This is a genomic window from Bacillus pumilus (assembly GCF_003431975.1).
GTDB lineage: Bacteria > Bacillota > Bacilli > Bacillales > Bacillaceae > Bacillus > Bacillus pumilus_N.
In genome coordinates this window covers 2,099,416-2,121,935 of record NZ_CP027116.1, presented here as the reverse complement: position 1 = coordinate 2,121,935, position 22,520 = coordinate 2,099,416, and the positions used below count along the sequence as shown (strand labels likewise).

Below are 22,520 nucleotides of genomic sequence, written 5' to 3'. Positions count from 1 at the left end.
TACATTGGGGAAAGAATCTCTTTTAGCCACTCATAAACTGTAACTAAAATAAACCAAAATTGTCGAGTTCAGAAAAGAATTCTAATCAGTTTGTTGTTTGACATATTCGAAGACAAAGAACCAAATAAATTAAGTCGCCCAAATTAATGAGCGACTTTTTCAGCGTTTCGTATAGCTAATTTGAAATATCTAAACCAAGTTTCTGCTTCCTTTAAAGCTTTCTGAGCTTCAGGTGATGATTTTTTAATCGATGTTGGTAATTCAGGATCATAAACAACTCCACTGTAAAAAGCAACATCATAGAAGGGTGTATCGTAGTCTTCAAAACAAATTCTTAAATGAATATAATTGATGTAATCGCTTGTTTTACTAGAAGCACTATTACTTCCGATTATGGCACCAATTCCGCCTCCGATTGCTCCACCTACAGTTGCCCCTAAAATCGAATCTCCTTTAGACACTTTTGAAACAGTACTACCATCTATATTTACTTCCACATCAACTATATCTTTGAAGTCATACGTCTTTATGATGGGAGAAACATTACTGTCCTTAAAGTTGTCAATTGAAATGTAGCCAATCTTTACTTTTTCACTTGTTTCATCAAAGAATAATTTGGTTGATCCGTCAGTTGAAGTATAAGTTCGGGAATAATTTTCGTCATCAATGCTATCGAGTGCTTTTTTTCTGTTATTTTGATGATCTATTGATTTCATGACTAGAAAAATGCCTATTCCGCAAAACGCTAAAAATCCAAAAATAAGCCAACCCACTCATTCCCACCACCAGTATATTTTTCCTATAGTATACCATGATACCCAATCCTGAGGAACAGGGGAGGGGATACTCATTCTTAATCGTGAAGCTGGTGTCGTTTTAAATGACATCAGAATCTATTTCACTCTAAATATAATACCGTAGTTTAAAACGACAGTATTCGGAAAGTGGACTTTCCCACTATCATTTTAAATGGTAGTGGTGACCGGCATAGTGTTCCTATCATACTGATAGGGTGTCGTTTAAAACTACTCCCTTTGTAAAGCTACAATTTGAGATGAAGTAAACTGGATATGAATAAAAAGGGCAGGGGAGAAGCTATTCAATTTCAATATCGTTCTTTTTCTCATCTCTTGCAAGGATAAGCAAGTCTTTAAAATAGTTAACTGTTGCTTTGCTGAAACTGTCCATTATCACTGCCCAAGAAAACATTAGACAAATAATTACGGGAACTATGTATATCATTGCAATAGTTGTAGCAATATCTAAATTGGTTTCATCAGGATCGAATTCTATATTTCCAAGAATGGTACCAATTGCAGCACCGATAATTGTTGACATTGCTCCAATAAAGAAGAAGAATCTTTTTTGATCATTAACATGATTAATCCGATCCAACCTCGCAATTGCGCATGTTATATCTTCCTTATCTAATGATTTCAGAATCATCATCTTCTTTTTATGTTCGGGATAATCTTGACCATCTCTAGGGAAGATCTCTGTTAAGTAAACAATGAGTCCACGTGAACTCAACTCCACCAAATTTCGCTTTAAATTTTGCTTAGTAAACTTCTGTTTTCTCAATTTCTTAATTTCTCTATTTTCCTTCAGTGTGCTTCTCACTTATTGTCACCTCATGGATAATATCGGAAGAAAGACAGTAAGTTTGAGTGCGATTCTAATTACAATACATACAAATCTTCATGAGGAAATAGGGGAGAGAAATTATTCACTTTCATTTATTGAGTTCTTTTTGTCTAGAGTTTTCTCTAATAAATCTCTAAATGAGATAAGCACAGCTATGAATTTTTTATCCTTAATCATTAACTTTAAAAATAACTTTAATGTTAACATGGAAAAAGCCATAACAATAAGGCTAACAACAATAGTGTAACCAGGAAACAAATTGCCGAATGTTGTTAATACTTGTACTACAGCTGTGAGAATAGCACCGACATAAAAAGTAATATACTTAGTTTCATAAACCTTTTCAAACCCCTTAATTCTCGAAATGGCTATCAGCAGCACTTCTTCTTCAAGTGAATTTATTACTCGAAGCTTACTTCTATAAGATCGATACCTCTGTCCATCGAGAGAGAAGTGAAATTCTAATTATTCAACGAACACATTTGTTTTCATGCTCACTAAGTTAATCCTAAGATTTGCTTTGTTGAACTCTTCGTTTTTAAACTTTTTTATAGCAGCTTTCTTTTCCCTAAAATTTTTGAACGGGTACCAACTCATTCCAAATCACCTCAAAAGAATTATCGGCAGAAGGGGAGATTTGTTAAATGATGGCATAGAAAAACCCCACGTTAAGTGAGGTTTAATCAATCTTGATTATTTTCAATTTCTTGCTGCTCAACAATTTCCAACAATCTTTCCTCAACACGCTGTTCGATGATCTCTTCAATAGTCTCTTGAAGACTTAGAACATTGATAAGCTGTAAATCAACTTTTACCATGTCTTTTTCTAAGATTTTACCTACATGCCGTTCAAGGTAATTTCTCGAAACAGACCTTATCTGATCAACTTTTATGAATGAATCACGTGTGATTGTATTGTTATATATAGCGTCATTGCCATTTAAGTTTGTATACTCAAGTCTCTTCAGTATAACATCAGAGGATATAGTGTCCTTAGTTGTATTTTTATCAGAGTACAGGGATGTTATAGGCAAGACTACTACAGTCTTTCTAGGAAACGTACTGTCAAATAGAACTACTGCCCTGTGAGGGCCTTCCATAATTCTAGAGCTTTCCTTACCTAATTTCGGCTCTCTAGGAAAGTTAACAAAGTATACTTCGCCTCTAAAAAAACTTCTGTTTTGATTAAATTTGGCCATAAAACAATCTTCTCTCCCCAAGTGTACAATTATTTGTCTTTTAGTGCATCTTGGTATTGCTTCATCTTTAAACGGTTTTTTTCTTTTGTATCTCCGTTTATAACTTTACGATGATCAATGCCAGTCTCTTGTTTTAATTCAGCGAATGCTTGACTGAGAAGACTGCGTCTTTTGTGTTTTTGGCTTATCGCTTGGTTTACTTTTGCTCTATCAAGGGATGGTAACATGGTTAGTACTTTGCCCATAGCTATCCCACCTTTACGTTAATAAAATAATTGTAACACTAGACTTAATTATTGGGAAGAGAATTAACTTATATTATTTCCATTATGCACAAAATATACCCTGATTATTCCAATGAGGTAAACTCATCTGTCTTTAAACTTAATATATTCCCAGAAATGAATTAATTGATCTAATTTATCATCAGGCGCATCCTGAAGCTCGTAGTAAAGCATTACTAGTTTAGGATTAACCCTATGAGAAAATAAGTTAGTACACCTTATGTTTCTTTTTCCTGTTATCAAATACTCAATGCTTACGTTGTAAAATTTAGCTAAACTTATCAGAGTTTCAATGTCTGGCTCGTTATCGCCAGTTTCGTATCTAGCATATGCTGCTCTAGTAATATTCAATTCCTCTGAAAGAGCTTGCTGAGTCAATTTAGGTCGGTAAACATATCGCAGTTGTTTCAGTCGTTCACATAGACTAGGCATATGTATTACTCCTAACACTTTCAGATATGCACAATTGCTATTCTGATCTTATCACCAAGAACCAAATGATTAAAGGTGTTTGTATTTTAACCATAAGCAAAATCCCTCAAAAGAAGGATCTTGATTCTGAATAAAAGAGGGATTTCAACTAAAAATTTGATTTTTTTCTTCCTCGAAATCTCTTAAGTCATAGTGTTTAATTGTTGTTGAAACATCTTCATGATGCGCTATTTTCTTGCTGACCAATTCCAATTTGACCTTCTTAACTTCAAGGAGATAAGTAATACATGATGCCTTGAATAGATGGGGATTGATACGTCTGCCAAGAATGTCAGAAAGTACATCTGAACAAAAATAATCTGCCCAAGACTCCGACATCTGTTTTGGTTCTCCGCCATATTGAGTCGTAAAGATATAGTCATGATCATATCCACGTTTTTCTTTCCATATTCGCATGTATTCTAAAGCCTCTAAGTTAACCATATATTCCAATTGTTTTCCCTCACCTCTGCCTTTACCGATTATTTTGTGAGCGGTAATGTAAGGGTTGCCTTCCTTGATGGGATAATCAAGTATCTCCGTTTTAAACTGTACAATTTCAGCTCTTCTAGCACCAACATTGAATGCTGTCGCTAACCAAGCCATACCAAGGTAATTTTCATCTTCTTTTAATGTGTCCATCATCAGCTTGTAATCATCATATGTAACTTTAACTTTTTCATATGTAACTGTCTTAGGAATTGCAGGTAGGCCACGGGTGAAATTTCTAAAAGCTTTATAGTTTTGTTCTTCTTCTGCAACAATACTCTCAATATAATTATTAAGAGATGATACTGAAGCTTTTTTCAATGATATTCCACTCGAAGACATACCACGATTTTTTAAGAAGCTCTGATATCTTATAAAATCCCTTTTGGTAATTTTATAAAGCTTCTTGCCATTTAAAGAAGTGTGTACCCACCAGAAAAATTGGCGAAGGGTGGAATTGTACTGCTTTCTAGTTTTATCCCTGAATGAGTTGGCATCTAGAAACTCTGACACCAATTCCTGATGTTCTTGGTCAACCTGTGCCCACATTTCATCTGTAACTTCAGGGAGCTTCTGCGCTCTTTTGCGGAGCATATTTTGTTCGATTTCTTTGCTCATTTAAAAATTCACCGCCAGGCTATTTGATTGTCTTGTAACCAGCCTTGCGAACATCTTTCATAGCAGCTTCCAATAGAGCACCACTGTGTTTCAATTTTTCTGTAGTGTTGCCCATAAAAGGACGGGGATCGCCATAACCATAACCATATTCGTCAGGAAATTGGTATCCTTCGCCAGTCTCAACAACTGTTGCAACATCTCGTCCATCATCTGCTCGCACGTTATCTAGAGAGATTCCATTTGATTCATTTGCTACAACAAAAGAAGCCTTTAACTCACCAGTTCGGTTATATTCCACTGGACTATATGAATCATATACAACTGTTTGGACTTGCTCTTGACCTGTTTTGACTAAGAGCTCTTTTGTATGACTGCCAGTCTGCAAGGCTTTTAAAGCTGCTTTTTCAAGCATAACGGCTAATTCTTTATGATTCTTGGCCATTACGCTTCAGCAGTTAGTTTTTCAACTTTTTTCAAGATTTCTTCGTTCGCTTTATCAGTAAGTGCCTCTTGAGTTTTGATCATACCTTCAGTCATAGAACGCAATTTCTCATCAATACTTTCGAAGCTTTCTTTAGGAAAAGAATCGTTAATTGTTTTATAATATGGAGACTTAACTAATTCAGTCATTAAGTTGACTTTAGAAGCAATACCTTGTGGAATAGTAGCGATATCGCTGAAAGTAAGGATTGTGTAAAGGTTTAAAAGATCAACGAAATTAAGCTTGTGTTTGATCTTTTTATTAGACTCAATTTCAGCTGCATCTTCCAAAGCCATTTTGATCATTTGAGTGATTTTAGTCGGATCAAAGTTAGGGTATATATGCACATGAAACTTTTCATCCAACTGAACTCTGACTTTCTCATCGTATTTTTTATTCCCATCTTTAATATGATCAAGGGTTAATTTTTGTGTTGTCATCATATCTCTCCTTATGATTAAAATAAAAACACCTCAAATAGGGGAGAGGTGTTAGCGTTTTTTGAAAATCAAAAAATGTTTAATTGAATATAAAATTATAGTGAGTTTGAAAAATGTCTCTGTAAGTAGACACATAGGGTACAAAAAGAAAAGCCATTTTAGTTTTCCGTAGAAAGGCTCTTTCCAGAAGCCTTTTAAGAGTAAAATATCCTCAGATACATCAAATATTCTCAAAGGCAATCCTCCTGTATTCAAATAAAATTCTTACTTTATTGTGGTGGAGTATACTGCTCCCCAGTAATTTGTTCATATTGTTCAGGCGTAATTCGTCCAGCAGCAACCGTATTGTATACTCTTTCTTTAGACCAGGAACCTTCATCATAAAAACTTTTGATCAATTCATACCAGTTAATATCCAATTAAATCCCTCCCATCGCAATAATATAATAAAGATCAGATAACCGTTGTTTAACTATGCTTATTTCAGAAGGATCAGGTTCAACTTTAAAAGAATCCATGTATTCTTGAGTAGCTGATTCTTTCCAGGTATTTTCTTCTGGATAGAATTTACCTAAATATAGTGATTGGGGAGGTGCGATATCTGTGCTCATTTCTGGCAAAACTTCTCCTTCAAAGTAATCAGATTGTCTTAAGTAAATAAAGTTTTCATCATAGTAAAATATTGTTTTCATAGATGTGACCCTCTTTATGATAGTGGTATAGTTTCATTTAAGGACACTCTTTCAACTTTGCTATCATCCTTAGAAAACAAACCAGAATAGATTAAGTCTCCTGTTGTCGTTAGTGTCATTCGTGCTTGTCCATAAGAACCAACAGTAACACCAGTAAAATCAATGTTTTGCACAGGGAAATAGGACAATTTAGCAATCGTTGCACCTAGAGGCGCTGTGAACGTTCCCTGTATCTCTAAAGTTTTAGAAACAGGAATGTATCTGTGCCTTAGTGGGTATTGCGGGTTTGTAGTTCCGACTACTAAAGTAGTATTAACCCAAACCACATTAAGATCATTAGAGGATAAGAGCTTGTTCCAAGTTGAATTTACATTTTGCAGTTTCGAGAAAAGCCATGTTTCATTATTTTTCAATGAAATTGCCAAGATTGTCTTATTAGAGGTGTCCTTAGAATTGATTAAAAATAGGAAGGGATCAGCTGAAGAAGGGGCGTTAGTTAAACTTTGTCCAGTGTAAACTCCAGTGGGAAGTGCTAGTACATCCGTTCCGTTTGCAAGATTTTGAGCTTTCCCGTCATCTTGAGTCAACTTGTATTTTTGTGCAGCATCCAAAGTTGTCGCTAACATGTCTATCAAACTTTCATAACCGTTCCATTTGTCTTTCTCACCTGGCTGAATATGTAAGTTTGTTTTCAGTTCATGCTCATCTGTGTATTCTTTAGAATTTACTAAAGCCAAATCAGCTTTCTCTTGAGAACCTTCAATGGTTTCTTTTTTATCCCATTGCTCTTTTTGATCTTGTTCAACGTGGATGTCAGAATTGTTTTGATGTTTATTAAACTCTGTCTTGCTGGCTTGTTCAATGTTCAATACATCGCCCAGCCCAACTTGCTCTTTTGTGACAGCATGAGGGTTTTTAGTATCTTGCTTATGAGTTTCGAAGTCACTTTTAATTTGCAACTTAAATGAATCATTATCACTTTTGAAGCTTTCAACATCACGCTTCATGGAATCCTCACTGGTTACAAAGAGGTCTTTGAGATTGGCGATTTGTCTCTCCAGCCTTTTATACAACCCTCTTACTAACGAATCAAGCATTATGTCGAAACCTCCCCAAACACAGAGATATCTCCATCAGTCACATCTTCTAATTTAACGAATATTTTTTTGAAAGGGAAAATCGAGAATTCCCAAGCCTCATTGATTCCTGCTGTTCCAGTTGCTATTCGGTAATCACTTAACTGAGTACCTCCTAATTCAATTTCCTGATCATCATTCGTTAATCCCACAAACGAAATTTTCCTTGAAGTAGATGTCCCAGTGATGCTGATCGCTAATTTTTGGTAATGTTTAACTTCTAATGATTCACCATCAGAAGGGGAGACGGACTTCTCATGAAAAACAAATGATGCACGATCAGGAATTACTACAATAGGAGCTATTTCTTCTGTAGCTATAATAATCACTCCTTATAAAAAAGAGGAGGGGAGACCTCCTCATAAATAAATTAATCCATACCCCATACAGCTAAAGTAATGCCTGTTAAATCAACAGTTCCACTCGCCTTCACAACAATTGAAATTTTTGGCGATCTAAAAGAAAACGATTTAGAAAGAGGGGAGTCTTTTGTAAGTGCAGAGTCTTTGAATAACACGGTGTTATCGCTTTGGGAAGAAGGAGAAAATGCAGAGGCGGCTTTGGGGATTGCGTAAATTTCACAATCAACTTTTCCTAATTCATCTTCTTGCGCTGTTAATAATGAAACTCCGTATGTATTAAACAAGCCAAAATCATCTACCAGATCAAGGGTGTGGACAGAAGATTCCCCACTTACAATATCTACATTTTCAGCAAGCAGCGCTTCTTTATAGCCTTTTTGGACAGTTGTTTTAATTGGGATTGTATTTCTAATAACTACTGGCACTGAAGAGGTGTTAGAAACCTCTACAGAAAGTTTTTCATTTGATAGAGTCACATCAATCGGCTCATTGTTGTTCACTTCAACAGAAGTGATAGGGTTGCCATTGCCATCGTCTTTAGATGATGTATATCGTCCGTTAGACTGGTTTAAAAAGTCAGTCAATAATATAACCCTCCTTTAGTTATTCTCCTAGATCACCATCGGTAGCACCTTCGTCTGGCTGAGTAGGAGTTTTATTTTCTGATTGATCACGAGGAATTTCTGAAATTACAGCCATGTTGTCTGTGTCCATATCAGCAAGAGCTTCGAATTTGAATTCTGGAGTCAACGCTTGACCATTTTCTAAAGAGAGCTCGAATTCTCCTGAAGGTGAAACGTTAGGGAACTGGATGATAATATCAGAGTAAACTTGCTCAGTTTCTGGATTGTAAGCAATTGTTCTATATTCAACTTCGTATCTCTCAGAAAAACGAGAAGCCTTGATATTCATACTTCTGCCCATTTTTTCGACATGGAATACTGCAGTAACAGTTTCCTTCGGAGACACAAATGCAGTTGGCAGTGTGTATTTTCCATCGCTACTAGAAATGACTTGATATGTTTGATTCTTTTTGTTGTAAAAAGTAACCATATGATCTGCAAGAGGCTTCCCTTTTAATTCGATGCTATTGTCTTCCGCAACTTCAATACTGTGCTCTCGGTCAAACAATTTAACAGTGACATCTTCTTGAACACCTTCACCTTGCGACATCGCTAAGAACTCTAAGTCAAATAAAGCGTTTCTAACAGATAGCGTTAGCTCTTTTTGAGTCTTAAGAATGTAGATCGGTTTATTTCCGATACCGCCAAACAACTTTTCCTCAGAAATAGCTCCAGATAGTGACGCTAACTGAGCTTCTGTTGTGAACACAAGATGTCCATCAGATTTTCGTCTGAAATAAACATCAGCGGTATCTTGAATTACCATTTTCATTATAAAATTCCTCCTTAAAATAAAAAAAGACAATGCGATGCATCATCCTTGTGCGAAACCTTTAGTTGAATTAAAGAAGCTTTCTCTACTCATGTAGTGTTTTTCTTCTTCAAATAAGTCTATAGACTTACTCCAACTTTCTATGTTTTTCCCAGCTTCTGGGCTTACAGTTGCAAACAAAGTGGTGGTTTCGTAATTCTTGAATTGCGCTATTCGATAATAGAGCCTGTACAACTGATACATCGAACCTTCATTGATAACATGAATTGGAGTATTTGCGCCAATTGCAACACTGTCAATAATGTCAGCTAGTTCAACGTTACCTGAATCTGCTTGTTTAACCCGTTGACTTCGCTCGTTTGCTCTTTGAATTTCGGGATTAGAGCTGATTTTCTCTTCCTTAAGAACACACATTTTTAGAATCAAATTTCTAATTTCATTAAAATCGTCTTCAGAAATGTCTTCTAAGATGTTTTTCCCGAACATGTAATTAAAGATCGATTCATATGCTTCTTTGAAGTTTTCTAGCTCACCAGTTATCTCAAACAACGTCATTTTTTTTAACTCAGCTATTAATTCATCTAACTCACCATATTGATTGTTTTCTTTCTTACTGTAGTTATAAATTATTTCTTTCTTTGACATTTTGAACAAAGCTAAATGGTTTTGGAACTGTGGATAATCTTTAATTTTAATAAAAGAACACTCGCCATATGGAGTTTTAATGGGTTGGCCAGTGATTAAATAATCAAGATTAAATGCAATCACCATTTTTGCCCGCCTATCTTTAAAATCAATTTGTATCCCGTGTAACCATTTGGAGGATTGGCGATTGGTTGCCCTCTCACAAATTGCGTTTTCCCATAACCAGCAACATTCTTGCCTAAGTATATTGCCGAAAGTCTGTCAATAATTTTAAGACTTCTAAATTCGTTTTCTTCAAATGTGTCAATGTGAGTGTATATATCAAAATGTAAGTCTCGCTCTAGTACTTTCTCGCTTAAATGTGGAGAGAGCGGTGAAGAGATGCCGAAATATATGCACACTCTACAAATAGGTTTGTCATCAGTTAGATCGCTTGTTTTAGCAGCCCTTTTGAAGATTGTTTTGAAGATTGGAGTTTGTTCATCGGAAGTCGATTCGAAGTAATTGTCCAACTCTTGGACATCAGGAAGATCAGAGGAGAGAGGGGTGTCTTTGTAGTAGAGAAGACGATTTAGATCGATATCCTGCCATGCTCTATTAAACAACTCAGTCATTTCTTGAACCATCATACTCATTTGTTATCACTGACTTTCTTTTTTGCAATGAGTTTAATGGTACCCACGCCATCAATTACTTTTGAATAATCAATATCATGGACAACGTACTCTTCTGAATAAAATTGCGTTTTTAACCCAATTTTTAATTGAGGATTAGTGGAGTAGGGGAGAGTGATGTGAGCTTGGCCATCAGGAAGATTGATCGGTTGATCAGAGCCGTTAACTGAAACAGTTCGCTCAAATACACAAGGGATTTCAATGCTTTCACCAGGAACAAGTTTTTTAATTGACTTTCCAGTGATTTCATTGATTTCACCTGTATCTACATATATGTCACCTGACGATAGTTTAATTGAACTGTTACACAGTCGCATTTCTGCTTTTTTGTAAATCTTATTGTCATAAGGCTGTGTTACAATCAACCATTTGCCGACATCCCATTCAACAACACTACCCAATTTAATCTCATCAGGTTTAGCTAGTATATATCTAAATAATCCATCATTTGATTTAGATTGAATCAGACATTTCACGGAAACACCGTCAACAAAAACCTCTTCACCTTGAAACCCTTCTAATCCACGTTCAAAAATACCCTGACCATCAAAAGAAATCTTCTGATTAGGATTAAACTTATGATAATTCTTAAAGTCCCTCATCATGATCACCACAAACAATTGAATTTTCCAATCGTACGATATCGCCACTTACTGACAAAATAATGTCTCTGATTTCAGACAAAGAGGGGTCAGCAATCAGTTTTTTATCTAGGAATTCTTCCAATTTGAATAGCACTGAATTATTTTTCTTGCTTAGTCTAATAAGGTGTTCATTAAGTGGAACGCAGCTAGAATACAATTGATCCTTTACATATAATTTCATACGAAATCTACCTCCGTATTAAAAATTATTTTGTCAATTGTTCTTTGCTGCTCATTCACCTGGGATTCAAGTGCTTTAATTTGAGCTGAAAAATGAGTTGTCCCAATGTCTTTGGAGAAGGGTTGCCATGTACTCGAATAAGCGGTTAATTCATTTTTCAAAAACACCAAACGTATGTAGTTTCCCAAGATAAGCAGATCATCTTCATTTAGAAGACGATCTACAGTTTCTGTGTCATTGTCACATTTAATCCGATTATCTCTAAACCGATTATTGAAGAGAAGGGAGGCATTCTTGATTTGAGAGTAAATACCTTCGTCATCAGAAGGGAGGTTTATGTCAGAGGTTTTGCAGTTATCCAAGAAACATTGCCAAATTTGATCATATGTAGTATTCATAAATTACCACCTAATCAAAAAGAATAGAACTGTCTTCAACGCCCATCCATTCAGCTAAAACTGTTAGCTTACCTTTAGCGATATCGTCACTGAATTCTGATGCAACATCAATCACAAATTGCTTTTCTGCTTCCACAGTGATCTCAGCTAGTTTCTTCTTAAGTTGAGGAACGGTGCTAGATTTAATCATGGTCTCAATTTCTTCTTTGGTATGAGTGTTGTTAACATAAGTCTCAACATCATTAATAGAGTCTTGGATTTCTTTTGATTCCTCATTTTCCTCAATCAAAACCAATTCACCTTTATCAAAACATACGGTACTCATTGTTAACCAATCAACTAGTTCTCTTGGAACTTCTTTGATATCGACTTTTCCATTTTTACTACCAGCCCAAGTATATTGTTTATTTGCACCGTCGCCAGTGTATCCTACAAAGTATGATGTATTTCTATAACGTCCTAATTTAACTTTTTCCGTCAATTAATATTCCTCCTAATCAATCCTTTTTAACTTAATTTAAATGGATACTGCAGCCTGTTCTTCGATGATGCCGATAGCTTCGCCGAACAGTAGAACTAGAGAAGCAGACTGAGTGATTTTCATTTTTACTCGCTCATCTTCAATATCTTGTTCAGTCATTTGTTTTAAACCACCGTATTCCACAACAGAGAATGGTTTTTGTGATACTCCACCAGCAAACATGTACCCTTTATTTACTGGCAACTCAACTTTTGTATTTGTTTCATCAGTGAATGGGTTAATCAAGTTAACAGCTGTAGTTCTTCCGATTGTAGATGGGTTTAGAGCTGTAAGAAGCTCCTCTTTGATTTTGTCAGAAAGAAGATTGACGTATTTCGGATCAGTCCCTTGTTGATTAGCAAAATAGTCAATAAGCAATGAATCTGCAATAAATACTGGGCGACCTCCATAACGTTGAAGAACAGAAGCTAACTCACTGTATTTTTGAATAGTTAGGTTGGATCCAGTTTGTACGTTCTTTGCAGGGATTTTTCCAGAGCTAACTGCCGAAGCGGTTAATTCGTGAATTTTATCTAAATATAGACGAACTTTTGCATCAGCAATGTCATTAACAAGCTTATCAAAAGCAACAACAGTGTCCGTAACGAGATCTAGAGGTTCATAGTAGAATCCTGTAGAAAGTGTTTGTGGCACTGCAGTAATGGACTCACGACCTTCAACACGAACTAAATCTACGCCTGAACCAGATGCAGACCATACAAATTTAGCTTTGTTTTTCTTCGGAATTTTAAGTTGTTTGAGCGTTCCTGGTTTTTCTTGGTCAGTATCAGCAAAAAGCTTAAACAACTCTGTAACTTTAGGCTTTGCAATGGCATCTGCTTGTTCAACAACCAAATTGTTGAATTGATGTAACATTGAAGGGTCAGGATTTACTGTGCCATCACCAAATACTTTTTTAATACATTCTTTGATATCCGATTCATCCTTTTGCTCCATTTGGTTGTTGAGAACACGGCTGAATAGGCCTCTAACTTTTACATTATCAAACATTAAAATGCTCCTTTTATTGAGAAATTTTTGTATGTAATTACTTAAGCTTCAATTACTTCAAGTCGAACAAGTTTTTGACCCATCGTATAACTAAGGTCATCTTCACCATTGACTACTAGGAATTTAGCTGAAGAGCCTTCATAGTCTTCATGCGGTGCTGCAGCATCACTCAGAATATATTTATCCGTTGCAATGTCGAAATGGGCTACTTGTCCACGTTTAACTTCAGTTTGACCAGTGTTAAGCGTGAATGCCGAAACATCGAAGCGAGTATAAGCGGGCTCTAAAATAACAATTCTTGCACGTTCGCCGTCACCATTGTAAAAGTCTCTTAGTGACTCACCCATGTAACGAGTTTCTGGAGTCGCAATCAAATAAGCTTTTTTCGTCTTATCAGACAATTTTTTCGCAATACGATCTCCGTCTGAATTGAATCCTAGTTCCACCAATGTGAAATTATCAATATCAGAACCAGACACTTTAGCGCCATGCGCCACTGTTTTAATTTTTAATGAATTTAAATTGCCAGTAGTATGTTTACCTACTTCAGTAATAGCTTTTTGAAGTTTTGTTGCCATTTTAATTTTGCCTCCAATTATTTAATAAAATATCTTGCCTCAAATGAATCGTCTTTTGGAATTAACTCTTTACGAATACTGGATTGTTCTCTGAGAGGGGGGATCTCGGTAGGGGAGATATCAGTGGAAACTAAATCAACTAGAATAGAATTCAACTGCAACAGAGCTTTGTCAGAATTCTCATCCTGTTTCGCTACTTCTGATAGAAGTGTTTGAACTTCATCAGTCTCAAACTTATCTGAAGCATTCAATGCATTAAATTTGACTTTGAAATGCTCACTTTTTTCGTTTAAACGAGCTTCGAATTGAACCTTCTCATATTGCTCTTTAAAAGGGGCTAACTCTTCAACCGTTTGATTAAGCTGTACTAGTTTTTCGCTTGCGCTATTGAATTTAGATTCTAAATCTTCTTTAGCAGACAGTTTAGTAGTTAAATCACTGATTTGTTGATCTTTTGCATTAAGCTGATTCGTGACTTCTTCTGGAGTAACCTCTTCCCAATTTCTCTTAAGGAACACTTCTTGTTTAGAGTCGAATTGGATGTCGATAACGTCATCATTTTTTGTGTAATTGTACTTATAGTATGAGTCTGTCTTTGCGTTGTAATCTTCGATGTTAACGACAAAGTAATTTTCATAAACATCACAAATATATGAGTGAACATTCTCACCTAATTCTGGATCTAGCTTGGAGTATAACAGTGATCTAACATCATCATGGGATAACTCAAACACTTTCTTGAAACTCACATTTTCACCTTCCTTTTCATTGATAATTGCCTGTGCAATAAGCTTTTCAAATTTATTTTTTTCATTAAAACTCAATAGTTTGCTTGAATCATATGCAGGGAAAACAATGTCTTGATCTCCACGTTTTTCAGAGTTCAAAATAGCATGACCTTCTAAGTAAACAGGCGATTCAAGATATTCAATACCATCTTTAAATGTGTAATTTGAATAAAGTAGTTCGCAACTCGTATTTACATTTATACCTCTGGAATTCCACTCTAAAAGCAGATCACAAGCATCTTTAAAACGTGATCTCCATAGAATGGCATCAGCAGCGAGTACTTCAGTCTTTTCTCCGTTAGAGCCTACCATTTCCATGATGTAGCCCTTACTTGTGAAAACACCGATTGCTGCGGTATCCATCTTCACCTCTAAATCACCGTGTTTATCAGTGCTTAAATACATCTCGTGAGACCCAAATGAATCAGTTGCTGTTCCAATGGAATCAACCTCATTGTATTTTGCTACAATTGGCTTATTGATAATCGTAGCGGCTGTTTCAAGAGCTACTTCTTTTGAAATTACTGTATTATTATGAGACTTTTCAAAATCAAAAATGACAAATGTGCAAGATAATTTGGATGGATCATCGCTTGCTTTAATTTCATTTAATTGAAGTTTATAATCAATTTTCTTTTGTTTGTCTTTCAAGTATTTTCACCTCCTTCCAAAGACAAAAAGGGGAGAGCTATGGAGTGTTGTTTCCGTCTGATGATTTAGATTTTAATGTGTTTTCATTAGTCGAAGTGTCATCAGAAATATTCCCTGGATCGTTACCTGAGAATGTATATGATGTTTGGTATGGCTTGATTTTATCTTGCAGTTGTAATGTTTCTGTTTCATGAAGTGTTTGATCTAAATATGATTCCCACGACACTCCAGGGATATTGTCGACTACATGTTTAATCGACCAGCCTTTATCGTTTAATTTCAACAGTAAGTCAACCTTCTCTTTGAGAGTCAACGGTTTCTCTTTGTCATATACAATATAGTAATTGTCACTTTGATTCTTTGGCAGAATTAAATTAAACAATTTCTGATACACTTCTTGTTCAATATCTTCTAAAAGAACTCCAATCCTTTTATAAAAGGTATCTAAATTCAATGAAGATGTTGCATAGTTACCGCCTTCGCCATTTAACATAGACCCAGAAAGACCATATGCAGATTGAATATCGTTGTTTATATGATCGAATTTCTTGCCATCTAAACCGTCAGTTTTAACATCAGGAAAGTCTAAGCTTGCATAATCTGGAATGGAAACGACAGTTACACCATCAGTTTGATTTTTCTCTAAAGCTTGTTTTACTCCCGAGTGGATTTTTTGTTTGATAGGCTTAGGAAGTTTTTGGTTGCTGTATTCTCCATTATTTTTATCAGTACCAATTGTCAATACCGCAACTGCATTAATGATTTTATTCGCAATGGATTGCTCAACATCTTTAAGCTTTTTCTTATGGAGAACATCATAGAGACCAGGAGCAACCCAAGATGTACCTAAACCCTGATTTCTCTTAAGAGTCCCAGTTCTAAGACAGAATGTTCTGTTTTGAGGAAGCTCTTTATATTTATATTGAACGGTATCTTTTTTGAAGTTTTGATAATCTTGATATGTAATATAGGGGTGGAAATTCGAAATCAGATCTTTGCGGTGGGCATCATTATCAGAGATATTATCAAAAAAACTCATATTCAACGTGCATACCCATTCACCATTTCTACGATAAGAAGGTTGTACATATTTTGATCCATCGAAGATGAAGGGGTAGGGAGATTTTTTGTCACCTAGCCAAATACCAATTAAAATTCCTGCAGCTGCAGTTTGTTTCAACAAATCTCTAGTTAATCGCTTGTGCTTATTCTTATGCAAAACTTTTTTTATTGTTTTAACATGGCTTTCTGAAGCATCGGGATTTTCAAAGGAATCTATTTTAAAATTTAATGTAGGTAGAGCTTCAATGAGTTCGAAAAGTTGATGGATTTCTCCAGTGGACACATAAAAATAGTTGGCTAAATCTTCTATCTCTCTTTGATACGCATCAGGTGAGGAGAAATATTCTTTTAACTGTTCCGCTGTTACATCATTTATAATTCCTTTGGAGAATAAGTTTGAAACAAAACCAGTAGCAAAGGTTGATGCGTACGTTTCCAGATCATTCAACATTTGCTTATGTTCCTCAGATTCAATATCCACTTGCTTGATCTTTTTTACCACTTTTTCACCTCTTTTCTATTAGAAATATACTAAATCATCTTCTTCGTCAAAATTGTCTTTGGTTAGGCGCTCACTTTCTAAGTACCTAGCCAAATAATTTCCGTAGGCCAATGAGGAATACCTGTCTTTCCTCTTGCCGGATTTCTCTTTAATCTTTATAAAACCACCAACAATTTCGTGGTTTAAGTTAACCAATTCGTTCACAAGGAGAGTTGTTTGTATGTAAGGGGTTTTCATTCTTACTTTATCTTCAATAACAGCATTTTTGTATGAGGATTTATCTGAGAGGAAATCACTGCCTTCAATTTCACTAATTAACAATTCGATATTTGAACTTTGAAGATTCACACGTAATGCAGAGGCGATTTCGTGGTTTAATTTAGTGTTTCCTTTAATTGAAAATACAACAGGTAATGGATTGGGGGTCTTGGCTCTTTTTCTCATTTCTTCATCATTAAAAGCACACCAAGCCTCGTATTCAATATCACGCTCTTCATCATAGTTTACTTTTGCTAGAGCATCATAAACTGACATTCCGTTACCGTGGGTATCTAAAGCAACGTAGCTGGCCTGAAAATCTTCGAATAGCTGCTTGATTCTGATTGCTTGATCCTCAGTGTGGTTTCCTTCTAAAGTTTCTATGTAAGGAACCTTACGTTGGTATTTATCACCATTAGGCAATAGTCTCATGCATGTTATAACGGTGTTATCATTTGCATCTCCACCCATTAACGCCACATCAACACTAAGTATTCTAATTTCTCCATCTTTAAGCTTTTCTTTTCTTTTTTGTTTTTGAGTAGAATATTCAATATTGGAGATAGGATAAAAAGGCTTTTTAAGTGTTCTATTTTTCGTTATATCATCTAGTTTATATAGAGCGTTTGAGTTTTGACCATACATTAGATTTTCATATTCCATTGTAAATGAAATTTCATCAAAATCAGAACTTTCTCGGTCTTTGTCAATTCTTTCTTTTGAAAGTAAGCCATGATAAATTGAGGTTAAATAGTCAAGCGAGAAAATCATCGTGTCTCTACCTTTTAACATTGCATCTCTAGCAGCCTGCATAGATTTCCACATCCAGTTTGATGTGTAATGAGCCGAAGAGATGTAAACTTCGATATTTTCTTCTGTGAGATGGCGATACTTTTCTTTCTTGAGATAGGGAGGCTGCCTGTATACATTTAAGAAAGGTTTTAAAACTGTTTTAAGCACATTCTCATCAATCATTCTAAATTCTTCTAGTATGAGGATGTTTCCACGATAACCACGTGAGTTTTCATTAGATGTTACTGCTTCAATTGTTGATCCATTATGAAAAACAACCATTGCTTCATTTGAAGAGGATCTTATTTGTTTTATTTCTCGGCTTAAGTTTGGATATTGCATTAATTCCTTTTCTATTTTTTCGGTGATAATCAATTTTGCTTGTTTTTTAACACCAGAGGCAATTACAACTTTTGTATTTGGGTAAAGCACGCATCTTGCACAAGCGAAAATAGCAATCATAAATGATTTAGATAAACCCCTTGCGGCAACTAACATAAAATAAGTGTTAATATTCATAAAATATAATAAAATCTTTTGGAATAAAAAGAGGTCTATGCCAAAATAATGTTCAACAAATCTATGTGTGTTAAGTCTATAGAATGTTGTCCATTTTTTTATCTGTTGACGCATATGGTTGTCTGAGCTTTGATTTTCCGTCAATTTTGAAACACTTGTGGTTTGTTCTAGGTAATTTTGTCCTTTAGATTCTTTGTTTCTCTTTACTTGAAAATTTCCCATTAATCTTTCACATCAAAGTCTTTTGATATATTGAATATATTTTTGAAGGGGCGAACAAACCACTTTTGAATATACTTGTTAAACTGATCGAAATCTTCATATTCTTTCTTGTTTTCAAATGCTTCGCAAGGCTCTGTTTGTTCCACAGATTTTATCCACAAACCATAAGCGGAAAGCCCTTTATCATCATTTGCACCAGTGGACTGAATTGGCTTTATATTTCCGTCATTGTGCAATTTGGAGGACAGTTCAAGTAAATCTTTGTATTGTTTAACGTTGCCGTTAGCTAATTCTTTATCAGCCTGTAGGTGAACTTTTGCTATGTTTCTGTATAAATTTATCTGGACAGGGGTGTCAGTTGCATAGTTTTCACTATACGATCGGTAAAAGTTAATCAAATAATCTAGATCCTGTTCACTGTAGCCATTTCCCCATATCTTATCTTCATTAACCGATGATGTTTCGATATCTACATCAACAGAAACAGTATCCTTCACACTAAATTCACTGTCAGACCAATTCTTACTCTTATAATCTTTCATCCCTATGTTTTTCATATATATCCCTAGTACATTTTCTGTAGCCTTCTTTTTAGCCTCATTCAGTGATGAAATCCATAGATCATAAATAAATGGGCGGTCAATCATTCTAAGAACGTGTTGGAGACTTTCCATTTCACTTCCTGACTTTTTATATTCATCAACAAGGCATTTCTTACAAACAGATATTTTTCCAGTAGAAAGGTGGAAAGGGGATTCCGATAAGTAAAATTGCGTTGGTGATTGCTGCTTTCCACAACATGTGCATGTTAATTTACTAGTAGCCATTGCTTCAGTTCACCTCCAATTAAAAATAAAAACACATTTTACGAAACGCCCAGATTGACTAGACGTTCTAAAAATGTGTTTAAGCAGTATAGAATCCACCTAAAATTTCAATGTTTTTATTTTCTTTGATATTCTGCAATTGTTTTTCACTGACAGATTCATCAATAAAAACCTTTCCTCTTCTACCATTAAGTTGATCAGCTGTTAATATGAATTCTGTTATTGTATCTTTGAGCTGCCAGATACCGCTTTTCTCAAGAAGAACTCGGTATAATTCACGATATAATTTAGAGATAGTTACATTTCCCACCACAATCACCGCACTATCATCGTAGCAGCAGTTGAGAAGAATAGTGGTTTTACCTTTGCCCCTGTCATCTTTAGCATTAACTTGTGCCAATGCTGGCTGCGCTTCCCTAAACCTTTTATTTAATTCAGAGTCCACTAAACCAAATCGGAGCTTATCAGTTGCTTTTCCTCCATTGGAGACAAAGTTATTGTCACCGAATCTAATGATAGGTTTTTGTTTAAAAACAATTCCATGTAATTTTGATAGAACATCATTGATTTCACGGTCGCATCTATACCCAGTTTCCTTTAACCTAGTCAGAATTTCCAAGTGTTCACGCAAAAATTCAATGTGGTCTTTACTTTGGTTCTCAATCATCATTCATCATCCTCATCATAAATTTAAGTTAAAATTAAAGTTTTATATCAATTAGCAATCACTTCAGACAGTGCGTTCTTACTTTCCTCTGTTAAACCTTTCCACTGTTCTACTAAGATATGAATAAATTCATTACCAGACATTCAATCATCCTTTTCATTTACCGTCTTTAAAACGAATTATGTATGTAGCTTCAATACCTTCATCATCAAATACCATGAATTTCTGTGATGGCTTAGTTCCGAAACGTCCTTGCATAGCGTAATCATCAGCGCCAACTAAAGCTCCATTTACAACTACAGTCGTGCTACCGTATTCTTTTTCGTAATTGTGGTGAACATGTCCACCGAATATGTAAGAAGGGATATATCCAAGTAATTGAGGTAAGCGTGTCACACATTGATCAACACGATCATAGTGACCATGCACAAACACTACTTCTTGATTTTTAATTTTTGTAGGGATATAGCCGTCTTGCTCTTGCTCAAGAGTGATATTTGGGATGTGACTTAGACGAGCTTTTAAATACCAGTTAATTAAATACTCGAAGTTTTCCTTAATGCCAACATCATTTTTGGAAGGGGAGAGGCGACCGTGGTTTCCTGCGACGCTATAGAATTTAACTTGTTCAAACTCACTAGCGAATTTTGCCAAAACTTCAGCTAATGTTTCTGTGACGTATTGAGTTTGCGCTATAGAATCAGTGTTAGCTTGAACTCGTGTTGAAACATGAATTAGCCCTCCAATTAAATCTCCAAGATTAGCTACATGTAGAGTTGAAATCCCATTTGATTTACCGTATTTAATAACGTCCTGAGTTAATTTTTGAACTCTCTCGTTGAAAACATGTTCATTGAAGGTGTTAATTCGATTATCGATATCCATTCCAAAATGCCAGTCACTGAATAACGCTAGACCGTGTTTATCTGAAGTTGAAGGGGGAGGGGGTGAGAATGTAAGAGGACGCTTTTTCTCTAAATCCATAATTGCTTCTGTCATATCTTCACGGATACGATCAAAACGAGCGGAATTTCTAATCTTCTTGGCGAACTCTCTATTCTGATCACGTCTACGAACTTCTGCTTTAGCAGCTTCGATTTTAATCTCATCATACTTATCGGCAATTTCTTGATCCAGGTTCTTATTTACATGAAAGTCAGCCCATCTACGGTATTGAGCGAAGTCCTTACGCCATTTGCTTTCGCTGTAATTTTCGCCTGATTCTTCATTCAGTAAATCTCTAATTATAAACTTGTCGATTTTATAATCGTGTTTATTTGTATGTAATCTAATAAAATAGTCGTCAAAGCTTTCGTCTTTTCCACGTTGTAATTCTGGATTTGTAATTACGCTCATTAACTCACCAACCTCTACTCTTTGTCTTTAACAGGCAAATCATTTTCTTCCTTAATTGTAATGCTGATCTGTTTTCCATTAAATTCAGATAAAATTTCTTTAAAGTCGTATGGAAGTTCCTCGTTACTTTTAACTTCGATCACTTCCATAACATCCATATCGAAAAATCCTTTTAAATTAACTTGATTAGTTTTTTTACTTGCCATTATATAACCTCCAAATAGTATGTAATTTTTATTTTAAAACGAATAAATTCCTTCGGATGTCCAATGCCGACACATTGGAACACCCGAAAAAGGAGAGAAGAAAGGGGAATAAAAAGAAATGTCGGAAGGGTGCTGGGGAAACACCCGAAGGAATTTACTAACTAAAATAACCTCTTTACACAGGAAAGAGGCGGGGATAAAACTGATTTAATTAACAACAAGGGGATGCGGACGAGGATTTGCACCTCGCATGTCAGCCGAGCTTTCTGACTTACGAGTTTTTTAGCGGGTTCACTCCCGATTCTCCTATGCTTTCGCACATGATAAGCGTCTACATATTCCGCCACCGCATTGCCAATTCGAAACTCCTCATGGACAGGAGTACACACAGTACTCTTACTAAATTTTAGCTAACCCACAAGTCAGACAGTCGCAATTTCTTGCGCTGTAGAATTACAAAGTGTAAGTTATACAAGTGAAAATTAAACATTGATTAATAGCTACTCTGTCATAAGACATGGCATCTTAGATACCGAGTTGTGTACTATAGAAATCAATGATATTAAGTAGAAGAAAGGTAAGACCCTCGATAAACCTTTCCTGAGACAAATCCTGTCTTACTTGTCAGGTCACACACCTTATCTACATATATTGCGTGTAGATCGCCAGTCTCTTATTCTGCATGCTTTTTTCTATACCTCGTGTGAGAAGGTACATGCTTGGGAAAATGTAGTTTAAAAGAAGATCGGACGCATCCAATCACCTTAAGTGAAGGCCGAAGCTCAACACCGCAATTAGATTTAATTAT

Annotated in this window: 29 protein-coding genes; all 29 read right to left on the bottom strand. The window is 35.5% G+C overall.

The annotated features are described in order from the left end of the window. Positions 1 to 143 precede the first annotated feature (143 nt). Positions 144 to 773, bottom strand: coding sequence for a hypothetical protein (locus tag C5695_RS10920; RefSeq protein WP_117730756.1), 630 nt, complete (start codon positions 771 to 773; stop codon positions 144 to 146). Positions 774 to 1,095: 322 nt separating this feature from the next. Then, entirely contained in the window at positions 1,096 to 1,620 is a 525-nt protein-coding gene (locus tag C5695_RS10915; RefSeq protein WP_117730755.1) for a hypothetical protein, read from the bottom strand. Between the two features lie 707 nt (positions 1,621 to 2,327). Next, positions 2,328 to 2,843, bottom strand: a complete 516-nt coding sequence (locus C5695_RS10910) for a type II toxin-antitoxin system PemK/MazF family toxin (RefSeq protein WP_117730753.1) — start codon at positions 2,841 to 2,843, stop codon at positions 2,328 to 2,330. Positions 2,844 to 2,872: 29 nt separating this feature from the next. Then, on the bottom strand, positions 2,873 to 3,088 hold the full coding sequence (locus C5695_RS10905; RefSeq protein WP_117730752.1) for a hypothetical protein: 216 nt from the start codon (positions 3,086 to 3,088) through the stop codon (positions 2,873 to 2,875). Between the two features lie 123 nt (positions 3,089 to 3,211). Continuing rightward, a complete protein-coding gene (locus C5695_RS10900) occupies positions 3,212 to 3,559 on the bottom strand; it encodes a helix-turn-helix domain-containing protein (RefSeq protein WP_117730751.1) in 348 nt (115 codons plus the stop codon). A gap of 144 nt (positions 3,560 to 3,703) precedes the next feature. Beyond that, complete coding sequence (locus C5695_RS10895) at positions 3,704 to 4,705, bottom strand: tyrosine-type recombinase/integrase (protein ID WP_117730750.1); 1,002 nt, start codon at positions 4,703 to 4,705, stop codon at positions 3,704 to 3,706. 19 nt (positions 4,706 to 4,724) lie between these two features. Further along, entirely contained in the window at positions 4,725 to 5,147 is a 423-nt protein-coding gene (locus C5695_RS10890; protein WP_117730749.1) for a hypothetical protein, read from the bottom strand. Then, positions 5,147 to 5,626 (bottom strand): hypothetical protein, encoded by a 480-nt coding sequence (locus tag C5695_RS10885; protein ID WP_117730748.1) that lies wholly within the window; start codon positions 5,624 to 5,626, stop codon positions 5,147 to 5,149. Before C5695_RS10885 ends, C5695_RS10890 begins: the two co-directional genes overlap by 1 nt. 269 nt (positions 5,627 to 5,895) lie before the next feature. Continuing rightward, positions 5,896 to 6,045, bottom strand: coding sequence for an XkdX family protein (locus C5695_RS10880; RefSeq protein ID WP_080652979.1), 150 nt, complete (start codon positions 6,043 to 6,045; stop codon positions 5,896 to 5,898). Beyond that, positions 6,046 to 6,318 carry a hypothetical protein gene (locus C5695_RS10875; RefSeq protein WP_117730746.1) on the bottom strand — a complete coding sequence of 91 codons (273 nt, stop codon included), beginning with the start codon at positions 6,316 to 6,318 and terminating at the stop codon, positions 6,046 to 6,048. Between the two features lie 14 nt (positions 6,319 to 6,332). Beyond that, positions 6,333 to 7,415 carry a hypothetical protein gene (locus C5695_RS10870; protein ID WP_117730745.1) on the bottom strand — a complete coding sequence of 361 codons (1,083 nt, stop codon included), beginning with the start codon at positions 7,413 to 7,415 and terminating at the stop codon, positions 6,333 to 6,335. Then, positions 7,415 to 7,783, bottom strand: a complete 369-nt coding sequence (locus tag C5695_RS10865; RefSeq protein ID WP_117730744.1) for a hypothetical protein — start codon at positions 7,781 to 7,783, stop codon at positions 7,415 to 7,417. The genes C5695_RS10870 and C5695_RS10865 overlap by 1 nt, the downstream gene beginning before the upstream one ends. Positions 7,784 to 7,824: 41 nt before the next feature. Beyond that, on the bottom strand, positions 7,825 to 8,400 hold the full coding sequence (locus C5695_RS10860) for a hypothetical protein (protein ID WP_117730743.1): 576 nt from the start codon (positions 8,398 to 8,400) through the stop codon (positions 7,825 to 7,827). Positions 8,401 to 8,419: 19 nt separating this feature from the next. Next, the gene (locus C5695_RS10855) at positions 8,420 to 9,211 is read right to left on the bottom strand and encodes a hypothetical protein (RefSeq protein ID WP_117730742.1); all 792 of its coding nucleotides are present in this window, start codon (positions 9,209 to 9,211) and stop codon (positions 8,420 to 8,422) included. A gap of 42 nt (positions 9,212 to 9,253) precedes the next feature. Continuing rightward, the gene (locus C5695_RS10850) at positions 9,254 to 9,982 is read right to left on the bottom strand and encodes a hypothetical protein (RefSeq protein ID WP_117730741.1); all 729 of its coding nucleotides are present in this window, start codon (positions 9,980 to 9,982) and stop codon (positions 9,254 to 9,256) included. Further along, positions 9,976 to 10,491, bottom strand: coding sequence for a hypothetical protein (locus tag C5695_RS10845; RefSeq protein WP_117730740.1), 516 nt, complete (start codon positions 10,489 to 10,491; stop codon positions 9,976 to 9,978). The genes C5695_RS10850 and C5695_RS10845 overlap by 7 nt, the downstream gene beginning before the upstream one ends. Next, the gene (locus C5695_RS10840) at positions 10,488 to 11,144 is read right to left on the bottom strand and encodes a hypothetical protein (protein ID WP_316246678.1); all 657 of its coding nucleotides are present in this window, start codon (positions 11,142 to 11,144) and stop codon (positions 10,488 to 10,490) included. Before C5695_RS10840 ends, C5695_RS10845 begins: the two co-directional genes overlap by 4 nt. Continuing rightward, positions 11,119 to 11,355 carry a hypothetical protein gene (locus C5695_RS10835; protein ID WP_117730738.1) on the bottom strand — a complete coding sequence of 79 codons (237 nt, stop codon included), beginning with the start codon at positions 11,353 to 11,355 and terminating at the stop codon, positions 11,119 to 11,121. The genes C5695_RS10840 and C5695_RS10835 overlap by 26 nt, the downstream gene beginning before the upstream one ends. Further along, positions 11,352 to 11,753, bottom strand: a complete 402-nt coding sequence (locus C5695_RS10830) for a hypothetical protein (protein WP_117730737.1) — start codon at positions 11,751 to 11,753, stop codon at positions 11,352 to 11,354. The genes C5695_RS10835 and C5695_RS10830 overlap by 4 nt, the downstream gene beginning before the upstream one ends. Before the next feature lie 10 nt (positions 11,754 to 11,763). Then, complete coding sequence (locus C5695_RS10825; RefSeq protein ID WP_117730736.1) at positions 11,764 to 12,234, bottom strand: hypothetical protein; 471 nt, start codon at positions 12,232 to 12,234, stop codon at positions 11,764 to 11,766. 36 nt (positions 12,235 to 12,270) lie between these two features. Then, a complete protein-coding gene (locus C5695_RS10820; RefSeq protein WP_117730735.1) occupies positions 12,271 to 13,284 on the bottom strand; it encodes a hypothetical protein in 1,014 nt (337 codons plus the stop codon). A gap of 41 nt (positions 13,285 to 13,325) precedes the next feature. Beyond that, positions 13,326 to 13,862 carry a hypothetical protein gene (locus C5695_RS10815; protein ID WP_044141775.1) on the bottom strand — a complete coding sequence of 179 codons (537 nt, stop codon included), beginning with the start codon at positions 13,860 to 13,862 and terminating at the stop codon, positions 13,326 to 13,328. A gap of 17 nt (positions 13,863 to 13,879) precedes the next feature. Continuing rightward, positions 13,880 to 15,301, bottom strand: a complete 1,422-nt coding sequence (locus C5695_RS10810) for a hypothetical protein (protein ID WP_117730734.1) — start codon at positions 15,299 to 15,301, stop codon at positions 13,880 to 13,882. A 37-nt stretch (positions 15,302 to 15,338) separates the two neighbouring features. After that, positions 15,339 to 16,814 carry a hypothetical protein gene (locus tag C5695_RS10805; protein ID WP_117733098.1) on the bottom strand — a complete coding sequence of 492 codons (1,476 nt, stop codon included), beginning with the start codon at positions 16,812 to 16,814 and terminating at the stop codon, positions 15,339 to 15,341. A gap of 69 nt (positions 16,815 to 16,883) precedes the next feature. Next, positions 16,884 to 18,656, bottom strand: a complete 1,773-nt coding sequence (locus C5695_RS10800; protein ID WP_117730733.1) for a terminase large subunit domain-containing protein — start codon at positions 18,654 to 18,656, stop codon at positions 16,884 to 16,886. Then, on the bottom strand, positions 18,656 to 19,483 hold the full coding sequence (locus C5695_RS10795) for a hypothetical protein (RefSeq protein ID WP_117730732.1): 828 nt from the start codon (positions 19,481 to 19,483) through the stop codon (positions 18,656 to 18,658). Before C5695_RS10795 ends, C5695_RS10800 begins: the two co-directional genes overlap by 1 nt. A gap of 79 nt (positions 19,484 to 19,562) precedes the next feature. Next, entirely contained in the window at positions 19,563 to 20,150 is a 588-nt protein-coding gene (locus C5695_RS10790; protein ID WP_117730731.1) for a hypothetical protein, read from the bottom strand. 156 nt (positions 20,151 to 20,306) lie between these two features. Next, a complete protein-coding gene (locus C5695_RS10785; RefSeq protein WP_117730730.1) occupies positions 20,307 to 21,506 on the bottom strand; it encodes a metallophosphoesterase family protein in 1,200 nt (399 codons plus the stop codon). 14 nt (positions 21,507 to 21,520) lie between these two features. Next, entirely contained in the window at positions 21,521 to 21,712 is a 192-nt protein-coding gene (locus tag C5695_RS10780; RefSeq protein ID WP_106037397.1) for a YonK family protein, read from the bottom strand. Positions 21,713 to 22,520: the final 808 nt, after the last annotated feature.